This is a genomic window from Mesorhizobium sp. M0522 (assembly GCF_040321085.1).
Taxonomy (GTDB): domain Bacteria; phylum Pseudomonadota; class Alphaproteobacteria; order Rhizobiales; family Rhizobiaceae; genus Mesorhizobium.
The window spans coordinates 204,494-221,792 of sequence record NZ_JAMYQW010000002.1 but is presented as its reverse complement, the minus strand read 5'-3'; the positions used below and the strand labels follow the sequence as shown (position 1 = coordinate 221,792).

Here is a 17,299-nt window from a genome sequence, read left to right as displayed (position 1 = left end):
ATTTTCCAATTTTTTTTGAAAGTCATCGTGCAGCTCGGCCCTTTCCGTTTGCGCTCCAGTCCGTAAAGTCAGTGGATCGGCAGGGACGATTTCTTTCATGATGGATTTCGCGATATTCTGGGATTGGCTGAGTTTCGCCGTGCGCTGGCTGCACGTCGTCACCGGTATCGCTTGGATTGGATCGTCGTTTTATTTCGTCGCGCTCGATCTCGGGCTGCGCCAGCGTCCGGGCATGCCTGCCGGAGCCTTCGGCGAGGAATGGCAGGTGCATGGCGGCGGCTTCTACCATGTGCAGAAATATCTGGTGGCGCCGGCTGAGATGCCCGAGCATCTGACCTGGTTCAAGTGGGAATCCTACGCCACCTGGCTGTCGGGCTTCGCCATGCTGTGCGTCGTCTACTATGCCGGTGCGGACCTGTTCCTGATCGATCCGAATGTGCTTGCCATGTCGGTGCCTACAGGCATCTTGCTGTCGCTGGCGACGATCGGCGTCGGCTGGGTGGTCTACGATCTCTTGTGCCGTTCGCCGCTCGGCAACAGCGACACCGGCCTGATGCTGGTGCTGTATGGGGTGCTGGTATTCATGGCCTGGGGACTGACCCACCTGTTCACCGGCCGCGCCGCCTTCCTGCATCTCGGCGCCATCACCGCGACGATCATGTCGGCCAACGTTTTCATGGTCATCATCCCCAACCAGAAGATCGTCGTCGCCGACCTGATCGCCGGCCGTAAGCCCGATCCGAAATACGGCAAGATCGCCAAGCAGCGCTCGCTGCACAACAATTACCTGACGCTGCCGGTTTTGTTCCTGATGCTGTCGAACCATTATCCGCTGGCGTTCGGCACAGAGTTCAACTGGGTCATCGCCTCGCTGGTGTTCATCATCGGCGTGCTGATCCGGCACTATTTCAACACCAGGCATGCGCGCAAAGGCAATCCGACCTGGACCTGGCTGGCGGCCGCCGTCCTGTTCGTCGTCATCATCTGGCTGTCGACGGCACCGAAGCTGCTGACCGGCGAGGTGAAGGCCTCGTCGGCTGCACAGGTCTACGTCGCCTCGGCGCATTTTCCCGCCGTGCGCGATACGGTGCTTGGCCGCTGTTCGATGTGCCATGCGGCGGAGCCGTCCTACGCGGGCCTTTACCACGCGCCTAAGGGCGTGATGCTCGACACCGATGCCGGCATCGCCGAGCACGCCGGCGAGATCTACCTGCAGGCCGGCCGCAGCCACGCCATGCCGCCCGCCAACGTCACCCAGATCACCGACAAGGAACGGGCACTGCTGGTAGCCTGGTTCGAAGGCGCGGGGAAATAGCATGACCAGCACGCTCCTGCGCGGCCGCACGCTGTCGTTTTTGCGCTGGCCAGAAACCATCGACGACCATTCCGCCTGGCGCTACGAGCAAGATGGCGGCCTGCTGATGCGCGACGGCAGGATCGTTGCCGCGGGCGCCTATGCCGAAGTCGAGAAAAAGGCGGGCGAGGGAACAAAAAAAATCGACCACAGGCCGCATCTGCTGCTGCCCGGGTTCATCGATGCGCACGCGCATTTTCCGCAGATGCAGGTCATCGCTTCCTTCGGCGCCGAGCTGCTCGACTGGCTGAACACCTACACTTTTCCGGAAGAGACAAAATTCCAGAACGCCCAGCATGGCCGCCGTATCGCCAGGCTGTTCCTGGATGAAGTATTGCGGCATGGCACCACGACAGTCGCGGCCTATTGCTCGGTACACAAGGAATCTGCCGAAGCGTTCTTTGCCGAGTCGCACGACCGCAACATGCTCAACATCGCCGGCAAGGTGATGATGGACCGCAACGCGCCGGACGGCGTGCTCGACACGCCGCAATCGGGCTATGACGACAGCAAGGCGTTGATCGATGAGTGGCACGCCAAGGGGCGCCAGCACTATGCCATCACGCCGCGCTTCGCCATCACCTCGTCGCCCGAGCAATTGGAGATGGCGGGCGCGCTCTGCCGCGAATATCCTGATCTGCACATGCAGACGCATCTGTCGGAAAACCACGCCGAGATCGCCTTCACGCAGCAATTGTACCCGCAGACGCGGGACTACACCGACATCTACGAACACTATGGGCTGCTCGGGCGCAGAAGCCTGTTCGGTCATTGCATCCACCTGTCGGAACGCGAGGCGGATGCGCTTTCGGATAGCGGCTCGGTGGCGGTGTTCTGCCCGACCTCCAACCTGTTTCTCGGCTCGGGCCTGTTCGATTATCAGCGCTATAGCCGCCGCGAGAAGCCGCTTCGCATCGCCGCCGCCACCGATGTCGGCGGTGGCACCAACTATTCGATGCTGCGCACCATGGACGAGGGCTACAAGGTGATCGCGTTGAACGGCGAGAAGCTCAATCCGTTCCAGTCCTTCTGGCAGCTGACCCGCGGCAATGCCGAGGCGCTGTCGCTTGCGGAAAAGATCGGCACCCTGGAGGAAGGCAGCGACGCCGATATCATCGTGCTCGACGCCCGCGCCACGCCGGCGATGCGGCTGCGGGTGGAGACGGCGGACACGCTCGCCGAGGAATTGTTTCTGCTGCAGACGCTCGGCGACGACCGCGCCGTGCGCGAGGTCTATGTCGCCGGCCGGGCGGCCAAGGCGGATATAGCGGTTTAGCCGTCGTATGCGGCCGGCTTGACCGGGCGGCAGCCATCCGCCAAAGCAACAGGCGAGATCGACAAGGGGAACGACATGGCCGCTGCGGACGACATCGCTCTGATCAATAAACAGGAAGCCACGCTTGTCTTTTCGGCCTTCGATGAAGCCGTCGCTTTCGAGATCGGCTCGGCGATCCGCGACCGGGCTCTCAAGGAAAACCTGCCGATCATCGTCGATATCAGAACTTTCGACCGGCCGTTGTTCTATGCGGCAATGCCCGGCTCGAACGCCTCCAATCCGGACTGGGCGCGGCGCAAGATCAACGTCGTGCGGCGGTTCCTGAAAAGCACCTACCGCATTGTGCTGGAGCAGCAGCGCCCCGACCGCAGCTTCAAGCCCGGCGAGGGGCTGAACGTTGCCGACTATGTGCTGGCCGGTGGCGGCTTTCCCATCACTGTCAAGGGCGCTGGCGTCATCGGCGTGATCGCCGTCTCCGGTCTACCGGAGCGCGAGGACCACGGAGTGGTCGTCGATACGCTGTGTAGCTACTTGGGCGTCGATAGCCAGGAGTTGGTCCTGCCGCCGGAAGCAACATCGTGACGTTGGCGCTGCCCCTCATCCGCCTGCCGGCACCTTCTCCCCGCGTAGTGACGGGGAGAAGGGAAACGCTCCAACGCTGGCGATCCCCTCTCCCCGTCTCTATACGGGGAGAGGGTAAGGGTGAGGGGCAGCGCAAACGCCGCAGAAGCTCGCACAGCGTCCGTGGTAGCTCAGTATGACCGCGCTCGATCCCAAGTCCTTTCTGATTTCGATCTTCAACGCCGCCGTTGCCGCCGCCGATCCCCAGAGGACGATCAAGGATCATTTGCCCGCAAGGCCGAAGGGACGGATGATCGTCATCGGTGCAGGAAAAGGCTCGGCGCAGATGGCGGCGGCTTTCGAGAAAGTGTGGGACCGGCCGATCGAAGGTTTGGTCGTCACCCGCTACGGCTATGGCGCGGCCTGCCGGCGCATCGAAATCATCGAGGCGGCGCATCCGGTGCCGGATGCCGCGGGGCTGGAGGCCTCGCGACGGCTGCTCGAAAAGGTCCAGGGACTGACTGCGGACGACCTCGTCGTGGCGCTCATTTCGGGCGGCGGCTCGGCGCTGCTGCCGTCACCTGCCGAAGGTCTGACGCTGGCCGATGAGGTCGCTGTCAACGAGGCGCTGCTCGCCTCCGGCGCGCCGATCGCCGCGATGAACACCATCCGCAAACATGTTTCCACGATCAAGGGCGGCAGGCTGGCGGCCGCTGCCTATCCAGCCAAGGTGGTGTCGCTGGTGGTCTCCGACATTCCGGGCGATAACCCGGCGCTGGTCGCTTCCGGCCCGACCGTTCCCGATTCCGGCAGCCGCGAAGATGCATTAGCGTCGATCGCCGCCTATGACATGAAATTACCGGCTTCAGTGATGGCGCACATCAATTCGCCGGCCGCCGATGCACCGCGCGTCGATGATCCGCGTTTTTCGCGCAACGAGGTACATCTGATCGCCTCGGCCGGCGTATCGCTGGAAGCGGCTGCGGCCGAAGCCGGGTACCAAGGTATCGAAGCGGTCATTCTCTCCGATTCCATCGAGGGCGAGGCGCGTGAGGTCGGCGGCGTCCACGCCGCAATCGCGCGCGAAGTGGCGACGCGCAACCGGCCATTCGCAAAACCGGTGCTGATCCTGTCGGGCGGCGAGACGACCGTGACCTTGCGCGCGAAAGGCAAAGGCGGCCGCAACTCGGAATTCCTGCTCGCCTTCGCCATTGGGATCAGCGGCATGGCGGGCGTCCACGCACTGGCCGCCGACACCGACGGCATTGACGGTTCGGAAGACAATGCCGGCGCCTTCGCCGACGGCTCGACAGTGTCGCGGATGCATAAGGCGGGCGTCGATGCCAAGGCCATGCTTGCCGGCAACAACGCCTGGACGGCATTCAATGCCGTAGATGACCTTTTCGTACCCGGTCCGACCGGCACAAACGTCAACGATCTCCGGGCGATATTGATCAAATAGCTCAGGCGGCCATTAGCTTTTTCACCGCTCTCATATCCTGCAGGAACCGGTCGCGTTCTGCCTGCCTGTCCGCCGGCTCGCGAATGCGCAGGATGAAGGACGGGTGGATGGTGACGAAGACACGCAAGCCATCGTCACGCTCCACGACGGCCCCGCGCATCTTCATGATCGGCACCACCTTACCAAGCAGCGCCTGCGCCGCCGTTGCGCCGAGCGCCACCGCCAGATTGGGCTTGATCAGATCGATTTCCTTGTCGAGCCACCAGCGGCAAGCCTGCACCTCGCCGGCGTTCGGCTTGGAGTGGATGCGCCGCTTGCCGCGCGGCTCGAACTTGAAATGCTTGACCGCGTTGGTGACGTAGACTTTCAGCCGATCGACGCCGGCATCGTCCAGGATCGCGTCAAACACCTTGCCCGCCGGACCGACGAAGGGCTTGCCCGCCAGGTCCTCCTGGTCGCCCGGCTGTTCGCCGACGAAGATCACCTTGGCTTTATCAGGGCCTTCACCGAACACGGTCTGCGTGGCGTCGTGCCATAGCGGACAGCGGCGGCAGATCTTGGCCGTTTCGCGCAGTTCAGGAATCGTCCTGGCGTCGATTTCTGTCGTTTCCGGAGACTTGCTTGCAGGCAAGCGTCTTGCCTGCACCTTGGCATGGTGCGGCGTCGGGGTTGTCTGCATCCTGGCGATCATGACTAAGGCGGCCTTGTTCGCTCCTGCAATCAGACACGCAATGAGCAAAGCCCGCCGAAGGTTCCGTTGAAATTATTCCGCATGGGCCTTCGACGGCGGATGGCCGACGATGTGATGCCCTACACCTCGTGCAGATAGAGGTGATAATCCAGTTCGCTGACCGTGCGCGCCACGCGCAGATATTCCGATTGCTTGATCGCCACGAACGTCCGGTGCAGGTCTTCGCCCAATGCGCCCTTGAGGAAGGTCGACGCCCTTGCCGCCTCGATCGCGGCACGCCAGTCGACCGGCATCGTCGTGCGCGTGACGGCCGATTCGTAGCCATTGCCGGTGGTTTCGGGACCGGGATCGAGGCCTTCGTCGAGGCCTTTGACGACACCGGCCAGCACCGTTGCCGCCACCAGGTAAGGATTCGCGTCGACGCCCGATGGCCGGTGCTCGATGCGGCGGTTCTTGGCATCGCCGGCCGGCACACGCAGTGCCACCGAACGGTTGTTGACGCCCCAGGTCGGCGCCACCGGCGCATAGGATTGCGAGACGAAGCGCCGCCATGAATTGGCATGCGGCGCGAAGACCAGCATCGATTCCGCCATCGTCTGGATCAGTCCGCCGAGGCTGCGCAGCAGCGGCAGAGACCAGCTTTCGCCGCCGGTTTCGGCAAAGACATTCTTGCCGGCATCGTCCAGCAGCGAGACATGAAAATGCATGCCCGAGCCGGCATATTTCTCGATCGGCTTGGCCATGAAGCAAGCGGTGACACCATGACGGCGCGCCTGCGCCCGCACCAGTCGCTTGAGCATCACGAGATCGTCGGCCGCCCGCATCACATCCTTGCGGTAGTTGAGCGTCAGCTCGTACTGGCCGGGCGCATATTCCGAGATGACCGTCTCGGCCGGGATGCCCTGCACCTTGGCTGCGGCGTAGATGTCGGAAAACAGCGGCTCCATGCCGTGTAGATGGTCGACGGAATAGACCTCCGTCTTGGCCGAGCGGCGTCCGTCAAGCACCGCGTGCGCCGGCTGCACCTTGCCTTCGGCATCGCGCTCGTTGGCGAGCAGGAAGAATTCGAGCTCGAAGGCGCCGGCCGGATGCAGGCCCTTGGCCGCGAGGATGTCTACCTGGCGGGCGAGTGCCAGCCGCGGGTCGGACGACATCGGCTGGCCATCGAGATGGTACATCGCCATCAGCACCTGGCCGCGCGGCGGCTGGGTGGCGAACAGCGGCACCAGTGTGCCGGGGATCGGCCACGCCCGCAGGTCGCCGTCGCCCGTCGTCCAGATCAGCCCGGTCTCGTGAACATCCTCGCCGGTGATGTCGAGGCCGAGGATCGAGATCGGCATGTGCCGGCCCCCCTCGAAGATGCTCATCAACTCATGCCGGCGCACGATCTTGCCGCGCCCGACGCCATTGGCGTCGGTCAGCACGATGTCGAACGCTTCGATCTCGGGATGAGCGTCGAGAAAGGCCTGCGCCTCGGCGGGCGTCGAGCCGGAAGGGGATGTCGTGACCAGGTTCAAACTTTGCTTGGGCGCTTGTTTCATGCCGCAAGCTTGTCTCACGCCGTAAGCTTTGCCGCAACCGCGCCGAAGGCAGTGATCAGCCGGTTCACCTGGGCGGCGCTGGTCGCAGGAGAGATCAGCATCATGTTGTGGAAGGGTGCGATCAGCACGCCGCGATTGACCAGCGCGACATGGATTGCCGCCTCGAGCTCCGGCACGTGCGCAGCTTCCGCTTCGCCGCCGTTCCTCAGCGGGCCCGGCGCGCAGATGAACTCGACACGGGCACCGACGCGAGCAACATGCCAGGGCAGACGATAGCGATCGATGACGGCGGTCAGCCCGGCGTCGAGCCGCCGCGCCAGATGGTCCATATGGCTGTAGTTCTCGTCGGTCATGACGTATTCGAGCGTGGCGCGCATCGCTGCGAATTGCAGCGGATTGGCCGACAGCGTTGTCCCCATGCCGGAGTAGCCGGGCTCTTTCCGGCTGATATAAGCGGCATAGCGGGCGGCAACGTCTTCGCTCATGCCCCAGACGCTCGCCGGTACGCCGCCGGCAATCGGCTTGCCCAGCACGAACAGGTCCGGCTCCAGCCCGTATTTGCTTGTATAGCCGCCGGGACCGGTCGAAATTGTATGCGTCTCGTCGATTAGAAGCAGCGTGCCGGTCGCACGGGTGAGACGCCGCAAGCCATCATGAAAGCCGGCTTCGGGCAGCACCATGCAGGAATTGGTCAGCACCGGCTCGGCGATGACGCAGGCGACATCGTTGCCCTGGAGTGCCGCCTCGAGCGCCGGCAAATCGTTGAACTCGACGACATCTGTCGCCCGGGTCAGGTCGCGGAATTCGCCGGCCAGTCCCGGTCGATTCACCGCTTTCCCGGCGACCAGCCGCACCATCGTCTCGTCGACCGAGCCATGATAGCAGCCGTTGAAGACCAGTATCTTCTCCCGGCCGGTAACGGCGCGGGCAACCCGCAGCGCGAAGCGGTTGGCATCGGTCGCCGTCGTCGCGATCTGCCACGACAGCAAACCGAAGCGCTGCTGCAGCAACGGTCCGATGGCCAGCGCGTCTTCGGAAGGTAGCATATAGGTCAGTCCTCGTCCGGCCTGCCGGCGGATGGCGCGGGCGACCGGCGGCGGCGAATGGCCGAACATCGAGCCGGTGTCACCAAGGCAGAAATCGTCCAGCCGATTGCCGTCGATGTCGGTGATCGCAGCGCCCTTGGCACTGTCGACCAGGATCGGGAATGGCGTCGGCCAGTCGTTCATCCAATGCATCGGCACGCCGCCGAAGAAGCCGGGCAGGCCATTGCCGATTTTCGCCATCGATTTTGGCCGCGCCCGGCGGAAGACTTCTGCCTCGGTCGCGCGCAACTCGACGATCCGGGCCGGGCCGATGCCGCCGATGCAAGTCTTTGAATGGTTCATGACGTTCATGGCGGCCCTCTCAGTCGCACTTTAGACAATCGGCATCCGCCACCGCAATTGGCCGGGCGGCTGCCCTGTGTTGGGTCAGCGGTCATTTGAATGAAAACAGGCGCTTGACCGCGAGCCGCCTTCGGGCGCCAATGGTACTTCGGCTGGAGGGCATAAGATGGTGCGGGCGATCGTCTGCGCAGCAACGCTGCTGTCGTCGGTTGGTGCGGCTCTGGCGTCCGGCGGCATCTGGTGTTCCGCCGAGGATGCAGCCGTCAAATTTCAGGTCGGTGCCGGGATCACCAGAGGCATGGGCGGGCCGACCTTCAATTTTAGCGGCGAGCTCGAGATTCTGGGCAGGCCGGCTGGCGACAGTCTGCGCGAGACATTGTTCGAGGATCAGAACCTCACGCAATATTGGCTCGACAACAAGGAATTGCGGCTGCTCGTCTACCACGAACGGCTGGTCGAAAACGCCTACGGCTATGTCGAACTGGCGATCCTGACCAAGGCCAGCGACGAAGGCGTCTATGACGGTCGCTATTTGCTCTCAATCCATGATGTAACGGCCGATGCCGAAAAGGACGGCAAGCAGGCTGAATTGACCGGCAAAGTATCTTGCGGAGCCGAGTAAGTAACAGGCTACGCCGAAATATCGATGACGCCGCAGTCGCCCGCAGCGCTGCCAAAGGCGACGCGGCGCTCTTCCTTGTCCCACATCATCGAAGTGACGGCGCCCTTGCCCGGCCGGCGCAACAGCACTTCCTTGGCGTCGGCGAAGCGCACCGCCATCACCATCCCGTCATCATAGCCGATAGCAACGACGTCCTGGCTCGGGTGACAGGCGACGGAGGTGACCATCGCATTGCCGCGCGTGCCGAGTTCCAGCGGCGCCTTGCCCATCGGCCCGTCTTTGCCGGAAAACGGCCAGACGATCGCCGCCGGCGCGCCGGAACTCGCCAGCCATTTGCCCTTGGCGCTCCACGATAGGCTTTTCACCTTGCCGGGGTAGCCGGACATGCGCATGTGCTTGCCGTCGGCGAGCTTCCAGCCATGAAGCGCGTTTTCCTGCATGGTGGTGACGACGAAGCCGCCGTCCGGCGAGAAGGCGATGCCGGTGTGGGCGCCGGCCCATTCGAGCTCGACCGGCTTGCCGTCGGCAGCCGGGAAGTGCAGCGTCGCGCCATTGTAGCGGGCAACGCCGAAGCGCATGCCCTTGGGCGAGAAGGCAAGCCCCTCGACTGAGCGCGGATGCGAGAATTCCCTGGTTTTGCCGTCGGCAAAGCGCACATAGGCAATCTTGCCCGAAGCATAGGCAACAGCGCCTTGCGGCCCGGCGGCGACGCTGGTTATCCATTTTTTGCCTGCGGTCGCCAATTCCGTTGTATTGCCGCCTGGGGTCACGGCAAAGATCCTGCCGTCCTCACCACCGGTGATCAGTCGGTCGTTTGCCGCATCATGGAAGGCGGCGAGCATTCCGTCATTGGCCTGCACCGTCTTGTGGCCGTGGTCGAGCCAATGGATTGTGCCGTCGGCCAGCGCAAAATGCGGCACGTCGCCGAGAAACACGGCGGCGAGGCAGTGGCCTTCGAGATCGAGCGGGGCGACTGTCGGCATGAGAGATCATTCCGTTCGAGATTTCTGCTTGTCATCTAACCCCGCCGGGCTGTCGGCGAGGCTCCGCCTTCTCCCCTTGTGGGAGAAGGTGGATTGGCGCGCAGCGCCAAGACGGATGAGGGGTGCTGGAACGAGCGCCGTCGATGCCAAGCTGGAGCACCCCTCATCCGACCGAGCTACGCTCGGCCACCTTCTCCCACAAGGGGAGAAGGAAAGAAGGGGCAGCGCTAACGTTATAAGATCTGGAAATCAAGCCGCCTGGCAGGCCTCGAAACTCTTCTTCAGCCGCTCGGCGTCGAGATCGCGGCCGATGAACACCAGCCGGCTCTCGTGTTTCTCGCCATCCTTCCAGGCGCGCTGGTGGTCGCCCTCGATGATCATGTGCACGCCCTGGATGACATAGCGCTCGTCATCGCCCTTGAGCGCGATGATACCCTTCAGCCGCAGGATGTTCGGGCCTTCCATCTGGGTGATCTTCTCGATCCAGGGGAAGAATTTCTTCGGATCCATCTCGCCGCCGCGCAGCGACACCGACTGCACCGTCACGTCATGGATGTCGGAAGGATGCGCGTGATGATGCCCGTCATGATCGTGGTGATCATGGCCGTCGTGATCATGGTGATGGTGGTCATGATCATGATCATGATGGTCGTGATCGTCATGCGCCTCGAGGAAGTGCGGATCGTTCTCCAGCGCCCGGGACAGGTCGAACGCACCGCGATCGAGCACCTCGGACAGCGCCACGCTGGCGCGTGTGGTGCGATGGATTCGTGCCGCCGGGTTGATGGCGCGGATCGTCGCCTCCACCTTGCTCAGCTCTTCGGGGGTGACCAGATCGGTCTTGTTGAGTACGACGACATCGGCAAAGGCGATCTGGTCCTCGGCCTCTCGGGAATCCTTCAGACGCAGCGGCAGGTGCTTGGCGTCGACCAGCGCCACCACCGCATCGAGCCTGGTCTTGGAACGCACGTCGTCGTCCATGAAGAAGGTCTGCGCCACCGGCACGGGATCGGCGAGGCCTGTGGTCTCGACGAGGATGGCGTCGAAGCGGCCAGGCCTGCGCATCAGGCCTTCGACGACGCGGATCAGGTCGCCGCGCACGGTGCAGCAGACGCAGCCATTGTTCATCTCGTAGATCTCCTCATCGGATTCCACGATCAGCTCGTTGTCGATGCCGATCTCGCCGAACTCATTGACGATGACGGCGTAGCGCTTGCCATGGTTTTCCGAAAGGATGCGGTTGAGCAGTGTCGTCTTGCCGGCGCCGAGATAGCCGGTGAGGACGGTTACGGGGATCTGCGTCTGTGCGTCGCTCATATTGTGCCTCGAATAGGGATTGTCGGCTCCATATAGGATGTGTGCTCGGCTTTTGCACGAGGCAAACCGGTGGGCCAAAGAGGGGCTGGTATTGCCGAACTTTCCTCACATTACCGAACTTTCATTGGCGCCGCCTGACAGCGGGCCCTAGATAGGCGGGGTCATTTACGGAGCTGTTCGCGTTGAAGAGGCGCCAGATGTCCGACATGTCCTTGCCACTAAGCCGTCGGCAGGCGCTCGGTCTCGTTGCGGTTACCGCTGGCGGCATATTCCTGCCCGCCGGTGCAAGGGCCGGGCAGGTTTCGCCCTATGCCCGGCTTGCTTTGTTCGAAGCCGGTGCCGGCGTCTGCGCCATCACGCCCGAGGTCACCGAAGGGCCGTTCTATTTCGACCCGAAGCTCGAACGCGCCGATATCACCGAGGGCAAGAAGGGCATCGGCCTCAATGTGCGGCTGCAAATCGTCGACGCCGCCTGCCGGCCGCTTCCCGGCGCACGCGTCGATATCTGGCATTGCGATGCCCAGGGCACCTATTCCGGCTATCCCGGACAGGGCGACGGGCAGGATATCGACACGTCCGGCCAGAGCTTTCTCCGCGGCTGGCAGAGAACCGATGAAAGCGGCATCGCTTCTTTCGCCACCATCTATCCCGGCTGGTATCGCGGCCGCACCACCCACATCCATTTCAAGATCTTCCCCGACGACCGCTCGGTGATGACCGGCCAGATGTTCTTCCCCGACAGCCTCAGCGAGCAGATATTCGCCACCGTCGCGCCCTATAAAGATCGCCCCGGCAAACGCGATACATCCAACGCGCGGGACGGCATTGCGCGGCAGGCCGGGCCGCTGTCGCAGGCAGCGCTGCGGGAAATGGCGGACGCCTATCAGGCGTTGATGGTGGTCGCGGTGAAAGCCGGTTGAGAACACCTCGTCACGTCCTCATCCAGCCATTGCGGAAAGTCGTTTGTCATCTAACTGAAATAAACATCTGGCATTAGCCACGGCGAACACCGCGAAGCTTGCCGGCAAAGCTATTTTCCGAGCCGGAATGTTTTCGATCGTCATTGCCAATCGGCGGCCTGCTTCTATGCTGCCCGCTCCGGTTCGGCCGAGGAGGGATGAGCATGGCCAAGGCGGACAAGACTGCAACAATGAGCCGGCTGCATTCGGCGGCGCGGCTGGCGCGCACGGCGCTCGCCGCCCGGCTTCTGGCGCATGGTTTCTATGCCGGCCAGGACCAGATCATGCTGGCGCTCGACCGCGAGGACGGGCAGACGCCCGGCAACCTTGCCGGCCGCCTCGGCGTGCGTCCGCCGACCATCACCAAGACCATCAACCGGCTGCAGGCGCAGGGCTTTCTGGAGAAGCGGGCCTCGTCCGCCGATGCCCGCCAGGCGCATATTTTCCTCACCGACACCGGCCGCGAAATCATCCACGCCATCGAGAAGTCGGTGAAGAAGACCGAAAAGCAGGCATTGAAGGGTCTCGACAAGAAGGATCAGAAAGCGCTGTTCAAGCTGCTTGCCCGCGTCGAGGCGAACCTGTCGAACGGCGAAATGGTGCTCCCGGATGACGAACTCGATATCGAGGACAAGATGCTTGAATAGCTCACGCGTTCGCCGCTGACGGCTGCCGCGTCAGTGCCGACCAGCGTCCCGGTGTGACGCCGAACGCCTTCTTGAAATGCCGATTGAAATGGCTTTGATCACTGAAGCCGGCTGCGATGGCGATTTGCGCCAGCGGCTCGTCGGCTTCGATCATCCGACGGGCTCGTTGAAGCCGGCGCATCAACAGGAACCGGTGCGGGCTGGTGGAGAAGGTGGCGCGGAAATGCCGCCACAGGGCATAACGGTCCAATCCGGTTATCGCCTCCAATTCATCCGAACGTACAATCCGCGCGACATTTTCCTCCAGATAGTCGCGCGCCAGGCTGGCGGCGCGCCACGCAGTTTTCGCTACCGGTTTCGTCGGCTGACCGGCGTGCCGGGCCAAGCTTTGCATAAGCTGCGTCATGAAATCGACGACAAACAGCTCGTCCAGTTCCTGATTCAACGGCCCGAGCGCGGAAAGCAGCGTCGCCCGGAGATCGCGGTCTGTCACCACGGCATTCCCGACGAATGGTAGTGATCCGCCGCCGAGACAATCGAGCATCAGGGACGGCTCCAAATAGAGCATTCTGTATCGCAAGCCGTCTTCGGTGCCGGCACCGCCATCGTGCAGTTCGTCGGGATGAAGGATAATGATCTGGCCAGGCAGGCTCTGATGCGTTTGGCCGCGATAGCGGAAGCGCTGCACGCCATAAAGCGTCACCCCGATCGCATAGGTGTCATGGCGATGGAGATCGAAGGCATTGCCGTGGAACCGGGCCTCGATGCGTTCCATCCCGGCAGCACCGGGTGCCGGTACGATGCAGTTCTCGGCTGCATCCACGCACAAACGTCCAAGACCCTGAAAGGCTTCCCGGTCTAGATCGTGCGCCATCGCTTCACTCGCAGCCTCGGATTGGCCCCCTTTTCGGATTGGAAACTGTCGCATGTTCGATACGAAATTTGCAATCGTGCTCAAGGATGATCTTCCCGTCTGGCAAAAGCTCAATGTCACCGCCTTTCTGACCAGCGGCATCGTCGCGCAATTTCCCGACATTATCGGCGACCCCTACCGTGATCGCGCCGGCAATATCTACAACCCGCTGTCGATCCAGCCGGTCATCGTGCTTTCGGCGGACGGCCAGACGCTCGGCGCGATCCAGCGGCGGGCGCTGGAGCGTGGTGTGACGGTTTCGCTCTATGTCGAGGATATGTTTTCGACCGGGTATGATCTGGCCAACCGCGCCGTCTTTGCCGAATTTGCGCCGGAGGATGCCAAGGTGGTCGGCATCGCGCTTCGCGCCGAAAAGAAGCTCGTCGACAAGATCACCAAGGGCGCCCGCATGCACGCCTGAGTCGTCGGCCACTAGGTCGGCCACTGGGAAACAAACTGAGCCTGTCGGCGGCTGTCGTTGTGCCAGACTGTTTTGGCTTGCCCGCAGGCGACAATTGCCGCATTGGTGAGGGACCGGCTTGCTTCCCGTCCGACCTGAAATTGAATGCTCCCCCAAGACAAGACGAAAGCGCGACATCGCCGGCGGCGATCCTGTGCATGCTTTCCGTCTATGTGTTTTTCACCTTCCTCGACACCAGCAGCAAGTACCTTGTGCTGGCCGGCGTCTCGGCGCTGATCGTCGCCTGGACCCGCTTCGCGGTCCATGTGCTGATCGTCGGCGTCTTTCTGCACGGATGGCGTGAGCCGCTGCGCTTTCGTCCCGCCAACCTGCCGGCGCATCTCACGCGCGGTCTGCTCCTGTTCGGATCGACGATATGCAACATTCTCGCGCTGCGGACGCTGCAGCTGGCGGAAACCACCTCGATCTACTTCTTCGGCCCGATGGTGATCACCGCGCTTGCCGGTCCGTTGCTAGGGGAATGGGCCGGCTGGCGGCGTTGGCTGGCGATCATGAGCGGCTTTGTCGGCGTCCTCATCATCACCCGGCCGGGCATCGGGGTTTTTGGCGTCGGCCACCTCTTTGCGCTCGGCTCGATGCTATCGAACAGTTTCTACGTCATCATGACGCGCCGCATGTCGGCGACGGAAACCTCGGAAAGCCTCATCCTGTTTTCGGCGTTGGCGCCGGCCGTGCTGCTGCTGCCGACACTGCCGTTTTCGCTTTCGTTGCCGCAGGATGGCTGGCACTGGTTCATATTGCTGATGCTGGGCGTCTTCGGCGCCATCGGCCATTGGCTTCTTGTGCAGGCCTATCGCCTTGCCACCACCACGGCCCTGGCCCCCTATCCCTATTCGCAGATGATCTGGATGATCATCTCCGGCCTGATCGTCTTCAACCAGTTTCCCGACCGCTGGACGCTGGCCGGTGCGACAGTCATCGTCGCCAGCGGCCTCTACATCGTCCACCGCGAGCACCGGCTTCGTGTGCGCAACCGCGCGACGCTGGACGCGGAGGCGGAAGCGCTGGCAAAAAAACTTTGATTTGCGCGGGATCGATGGCATAAGAGCCGGCCTTTAAACAGTTTAAATTGCTTCGGGAGCGCAGGGCGCTGGCACAGAAGATCAAGCTTTCCACCATCGCGGATGCGCTCGGCGTGTCCACGGCCACGGTTTCGCTGGCCTTGCGCGACAGCCCGCTGGTCGCCGGCGGCACCCGCGACCGCATCAAGGAACATGCCCGCGCCATCGGCTATATCTACAACCGCCGCGCCGCCAGCCTGCGCACCTCGCGCTCAGGCATAGTCGGCGTCGTCGTCCACGACATCATGAACCCGTTCTTTGCCGAGATATTGCGTTCGATCGAGAGCGAACTCGACCGCAGCCGGCAAACCTTCATCCTGTCGAACCACTACGACCAGCTCGAGAAACAACGCACCTTCATCGACACGCTTCTGCAACTCGGCGCTGACGGCGTCATCATGTCGCCGGCCATCGGCACACCGCCCGAAGACATAATCATGGCCGAGGAGAACGGTCTCCCGGCAGTGCTGATTGCACGCACCGTCGAAGGTGCCGACGTGCCGGTGTTTCGCGGCGACGATGCCTATGGCACCGGGCTTGCCACCAATCATCTGATCTCGCTTGGCCACAAGCGCATCGCAATGATCGGCGGTACCGACCAGACCTCGACCGGCCGCGACCGCTATCAGGGATATGTCAACGCCATGGAGGCGGCAGGGCTTGAGGTCAGGCCGTCCTGGCGCATCGCCGGCCCACGCACCAAGCAGGCCGGCTTCGAGGCCGCCGGGCAGTTCCTGGCGCTGAAGGACAGGCCGACCGCGGCCTGCTGCTGGAACGACCTCGTCGCCATCGGCCTGATGAACGGCATTGCGCGCGCCGGGCTGGTGCCGGGCATCGACATCTCTGTTACCGGCTATGACGACCTCGAGGAGGCGGCGATCGCGACGCCTGCGCTAACCACCGTCTGGAACGGCCAGCGCGAGGTTGGCCGCCGCGCCGCCAGCGCGCTGCTCGACAAACTCAACGGACAGACGGTGCGGCCGTCGCAGGAACTGATCAAGCCGGAACTGCATGTGCGCCAGTCGACCGGCAAACCGGTGGAACGTGCATGACAAAAACCAAACAGCAAGCTGTCGCCATTCTGGTGCCCGGCCAGTTCAACGATCATGCGGTCGGCCGCATCGACGGGGTGTTCAGCCGCGTCCGGATCGAACGCGCCGATCCGTCGCTGGTCACCGACGAGATGCGTCATACGGTGCGCGGCATCGCCGCCTTTGGCGGCATAAGCGCCGCGTTGATGGACGCGCTGCCAAAGCTCGAGATCATCGCCAATTTCGGCGTCGGCTATGATTCGGTCGATGTCCGCCACGCCGCACAGCGCGGCATCATGGTCACCAACACACCGGATGTGCTGACCGAAGAGGTCGCCGATACGGCGCTCGGCCTGTTGATCAATACCATCCGCGAACTGCCGCGCGCCGAGGCCTGGCTGCGCGACGGAAGCTGGCTGCGCAACGGCAACTATCCGCTGAGCCGGCTGACCTTGCGCGGGCGCCATGTCGGTATCTTTGGCATGGGCCGCATCGGCCTCGCCATTGCCCGCCGGCTCGACGCTTTTGGGCTGCCCATTGCCTATCACAACCGGCGCCGCGTCGAAGGCCTGTCCTATGACCATCACCCGACGCTGAAAGGTCTCGCCGAGGCGGTCGACACACTGATCTCGGTGGCGCCCGGCGGGACTTCGACGGAAAAGGCCGTCAATGCCGAAATCTTCTCGGCTCTTGGGCCGAACGGCGTCTTTGTCAACATCGGCCGGGGCAGCACGGTCGACGAACCAGCCCTTGCCGCCGCACTTGCCAGCGGCAGCATCGCCGCTGCCGGGCTAGACGTCTTTGCCGACGAGCCGAATGTGCCAGCGGCGTTGCTTGCCGCGCCCAACACCTCGCTTTTGCCACATGTCGGCTCGGCCTCGCAGCACACCCGCCGCGCCATGGCGGACCTGTGCGTCGAAAATCTGGTCTCGTGGTTTTCGCAGCGCAAGGCGCTGACGCCGGTGCCGGAGACGGCAAATGTCAAGGCAAGGCCGTAAGCGGGCTGCCATAT

Annotated in this window: 18 protein-coding genes; 12 read left to right on the top strand and 6 right to left on the bottom strand. The window is 63.1% G+C overall.

The window, feature by feature from the left end:
* The first annotated feature begins 97 nt into the window (after positions 1-97).
* From NKI58_RS03755 to NKI58_RS03740, 4 genes are all read left to right on the top strand, one after another.
* The gene (locus NKI58_RS03755) at positions 98-1,315 is read left to right on the top strand and encodes a urate hydroxylase PuuD (protein WP_352782210.1); all 1,218 of its coding nucleotides are present in this window, start codon (positions 98-100) and stop codon (positions 1,313-1,315) included.
* Between the two features lies 1 nt (position 1,316).
* On the top strand, positions 1,317-2,630 hold the full coding sequence (gene guaD / locus NKI58_RS03750) for a guanine deaminase (protein WP_352782208.1): 1,314 nt from the start codon (positions 1,317-1,319) through the stop codon (positions 2,628-2,630).
* Positions 2,631-2,705: 75 nt separating this feature from the next.
* Entirely contained in the window at positions 2,706-3,212 is a 507-nt protein-coding gene (locus tag NKI58_RS03745) for a heme-degrading domain-containing protein (protein ID WP_352826579.1), read from the top strand.
* 175 nt (positions 3,213-3,387) lie between these two features.
* Positions 3,388-4,653: a glycerate kinase type-2 family protein gene (locus tag NKI58_RS03740; RefSeq protein ID WP_352782205.1), complete on the top strand. Its 1,266-nt coding sequence runs from the start codon at positions 3,388-3,390 to the stop codon at positions 4,651-4,653.
* Between the two features lies 1 nt (position 4,654).
* Here the strand turns inward: NKI58_RS03740 and NKI58_RS03735 are convergent, their stop codons facing one another.
* The 3 genes from NKI58_RS03735 to NKI58_RS03725 form a co-directional block, all read right to left on the bottom strand.
* Positions 4,655-5,377, bottom strand: a complete 723-nt coding sequence (locus tag NKI58_RS03735) for a UdgX family uracil-DNA binding protein (RefSeq protein WP_352635054.1) — start codon at positions 5,375-5,377, stop codon at positions 4,655-4,657.
* Between the two features lie 86 nt (positions 5,378-5,463).
* Positions 5,464-6,885 (bottom strand): glutamine synthetase family protein, encoded by a 1,422-nt coding sequence (locus NKI58_RS03730; protein WP_352697146.1) that lies wholly within the window; start codon positions 6,883-6,885, stop codon positions 5,464-5,466.
* Between the two features lie 14 nt (positions 6,886-6,899).
* On the bottom strand, positions 6,900-8,282 hold the full coding sequence (locus NKI58_RS03725) for an aspartate aminotransferase family protein (protein WP_352782203.1): 1,383 nt from the start codon (positions 8,280-8,282) through the stop codon (positions 6,900-6,902).
* A gap of 157 nt (positions 8,283-8,439) precedes the next feature.
* Here NKI58_RS03725 and NKI58_RS03720 point away from each other — a divergent pair, with 157 nt between their 5' ends.
* The gene (locus NKI58_RS03720) at positions 8,440-8,895 is read left to right on the top strand and encodes a hypothetical protein (RefSeq protein ID WP_352568392.1); all 456 of its coding nucleotides are present in this window, start codon (positions 8,440-8,442) and stop codon (positions 8,893-8,895) included.
* 8 nt (positions 8,896-8,903) lie between these two features.
* Here NKI58_RS03720 and NKI58_RS03715 read toward each other — a convergent pair whose 3' ends face one another.
* Positions 8,904-9,878: a WD40 repeat domain-containing protein gene (locus NKI58_RS03715; protein WP_352568390.1), complete on the bottom strand. Its 975-nt coding sequence runs from the start codon at positions 9,876-9,878 to the stop codon at positions 8,904-8,906.
* A 249-nt stretch (positions 9,879-10,127) separates the two neighbouring features.
* Positions 10,128-11,195 carry a CobW family GTP-binding protein gene (locus NKI58_RS03710; RefSeq protein ID WP_352568389.1) on the bottom strand — a complete coding sequence of 356 codons (1,068 nt, stop codon included), beginning with the start codon at positions 11,193-11,195 and terminating at the stop codon, positions 10,128-10,130.
* Between the two features lie 197 nt (positions 11,196-11,392).
* On the opposite strand from NKI58_RS03710, the gene NKI58_RS03705 reads away from it, so the two are divergent.
* Entirely contained in the window at positions 11,393-12,115 is a 723-nt protein-coding gene (locus NKI58_RS03705; protein ID WP_352782200.1) for an intradiol ring-cleavage dioxygenase, read from the top strand.
* Positions 12,116-12,318: 203 nt separating this feature from the next.
* Positions 12,319-12,801, top strand: a complete 483-nt coding sequence (locus tag NKI58_RS03700) for a MarR family winged helix-turn-helix transcriptional regulator (protein ID WP_254816029.1) — start codon at positions 12,319-12,321, stop codon at positions 12,799-12,801.
* Position 12,802: 1 nt separating this feature from the next.
* Here NKI58_RS03700 and NKI58_RS03695 read toward each other — a convergent pair whose 3' ends face one another.
* Positions 12,803-13,576, bottom strand: a complete 774-nt coding sequence (locus tag NKI58_RS03695; protein WP_352853064.1) for an AraC family transcriptional regulator — start codon at positions 13,574-13,576, stop codon at positions 12,803-12,805.
* On the opposite strand from NKI58_RS03695, the gene NKI58_RS03690 reads away from it, so the two are divergent.
* The 5 genes from NKI58_RS03690 to NKI58_RS03670 all read left to right on the top strand — a co-directional run bounded on the left by NKI58_RS03690 (position 13,523) and on the right by NKI58_RS03670 (position 17,285).
* Entirely contained in the window at positions 13,523-13,663 is a 141-nt protein-coding gene (locus NKI58_RS03690; RefSeq protein WP_352826584.1) for a hypothetical protein, read from the top strand. The genes NKI58_RS03695 and NKI58_RS03690 overlap by 54 nt on opposite strands.
* A 64-nt stretch (positions 13,664-13,727) precedes the next feature.
* Entirely contained in the window at positions 13,728-14,135 is a 408-nt protein-coding gene (locus tag NKI58_RS03685; RefSeq protein WP_352568386.1) for a DUF2000 family protein, read from the top strand.
* A 197-nt stretch (positions 14,136-14,332) separates the two neighbouring features.
* Complete coding sequence (locus tag NKI58_RS03680) at positions 14,333-15,217, top strand: DMT family transporter (protein ID WP_036238364.1); 885 nt, start codon at positions 14,333-14,335, stop codon at positions 15,215-15,217.
* A gap of 68 nt (positions 15,218-15,285) precedes the next feature.
* Positions 15,286-16,308, top strand: coding sequence for a LacI family DNA-binding transcriptional regulator (locus tag NKI58_RS03675; RefSeq protein WP_023676245.1), 1,023 nt, complete (start codon positions 15,286-15,288; stop codon positions 16,306-16,308).
* On the top strand, positions 16,305-17,285 hold the full coding sequence (locus tag NKI58_RS03670) for a 2-hydroxyacid dehydrogenase (protein WP_352826578.1): 981 nt from the start codon (positions 16,305-16,307) through the stop codon (positions 17,283-17,285). The genes NKI58_RS03675 and NKI58_RS03670 overlap by 4 nt, the downstream gene beginning before the upstream one ends.
* Positions 17,286-17,299: the final 14 nt, after the last annotated feature.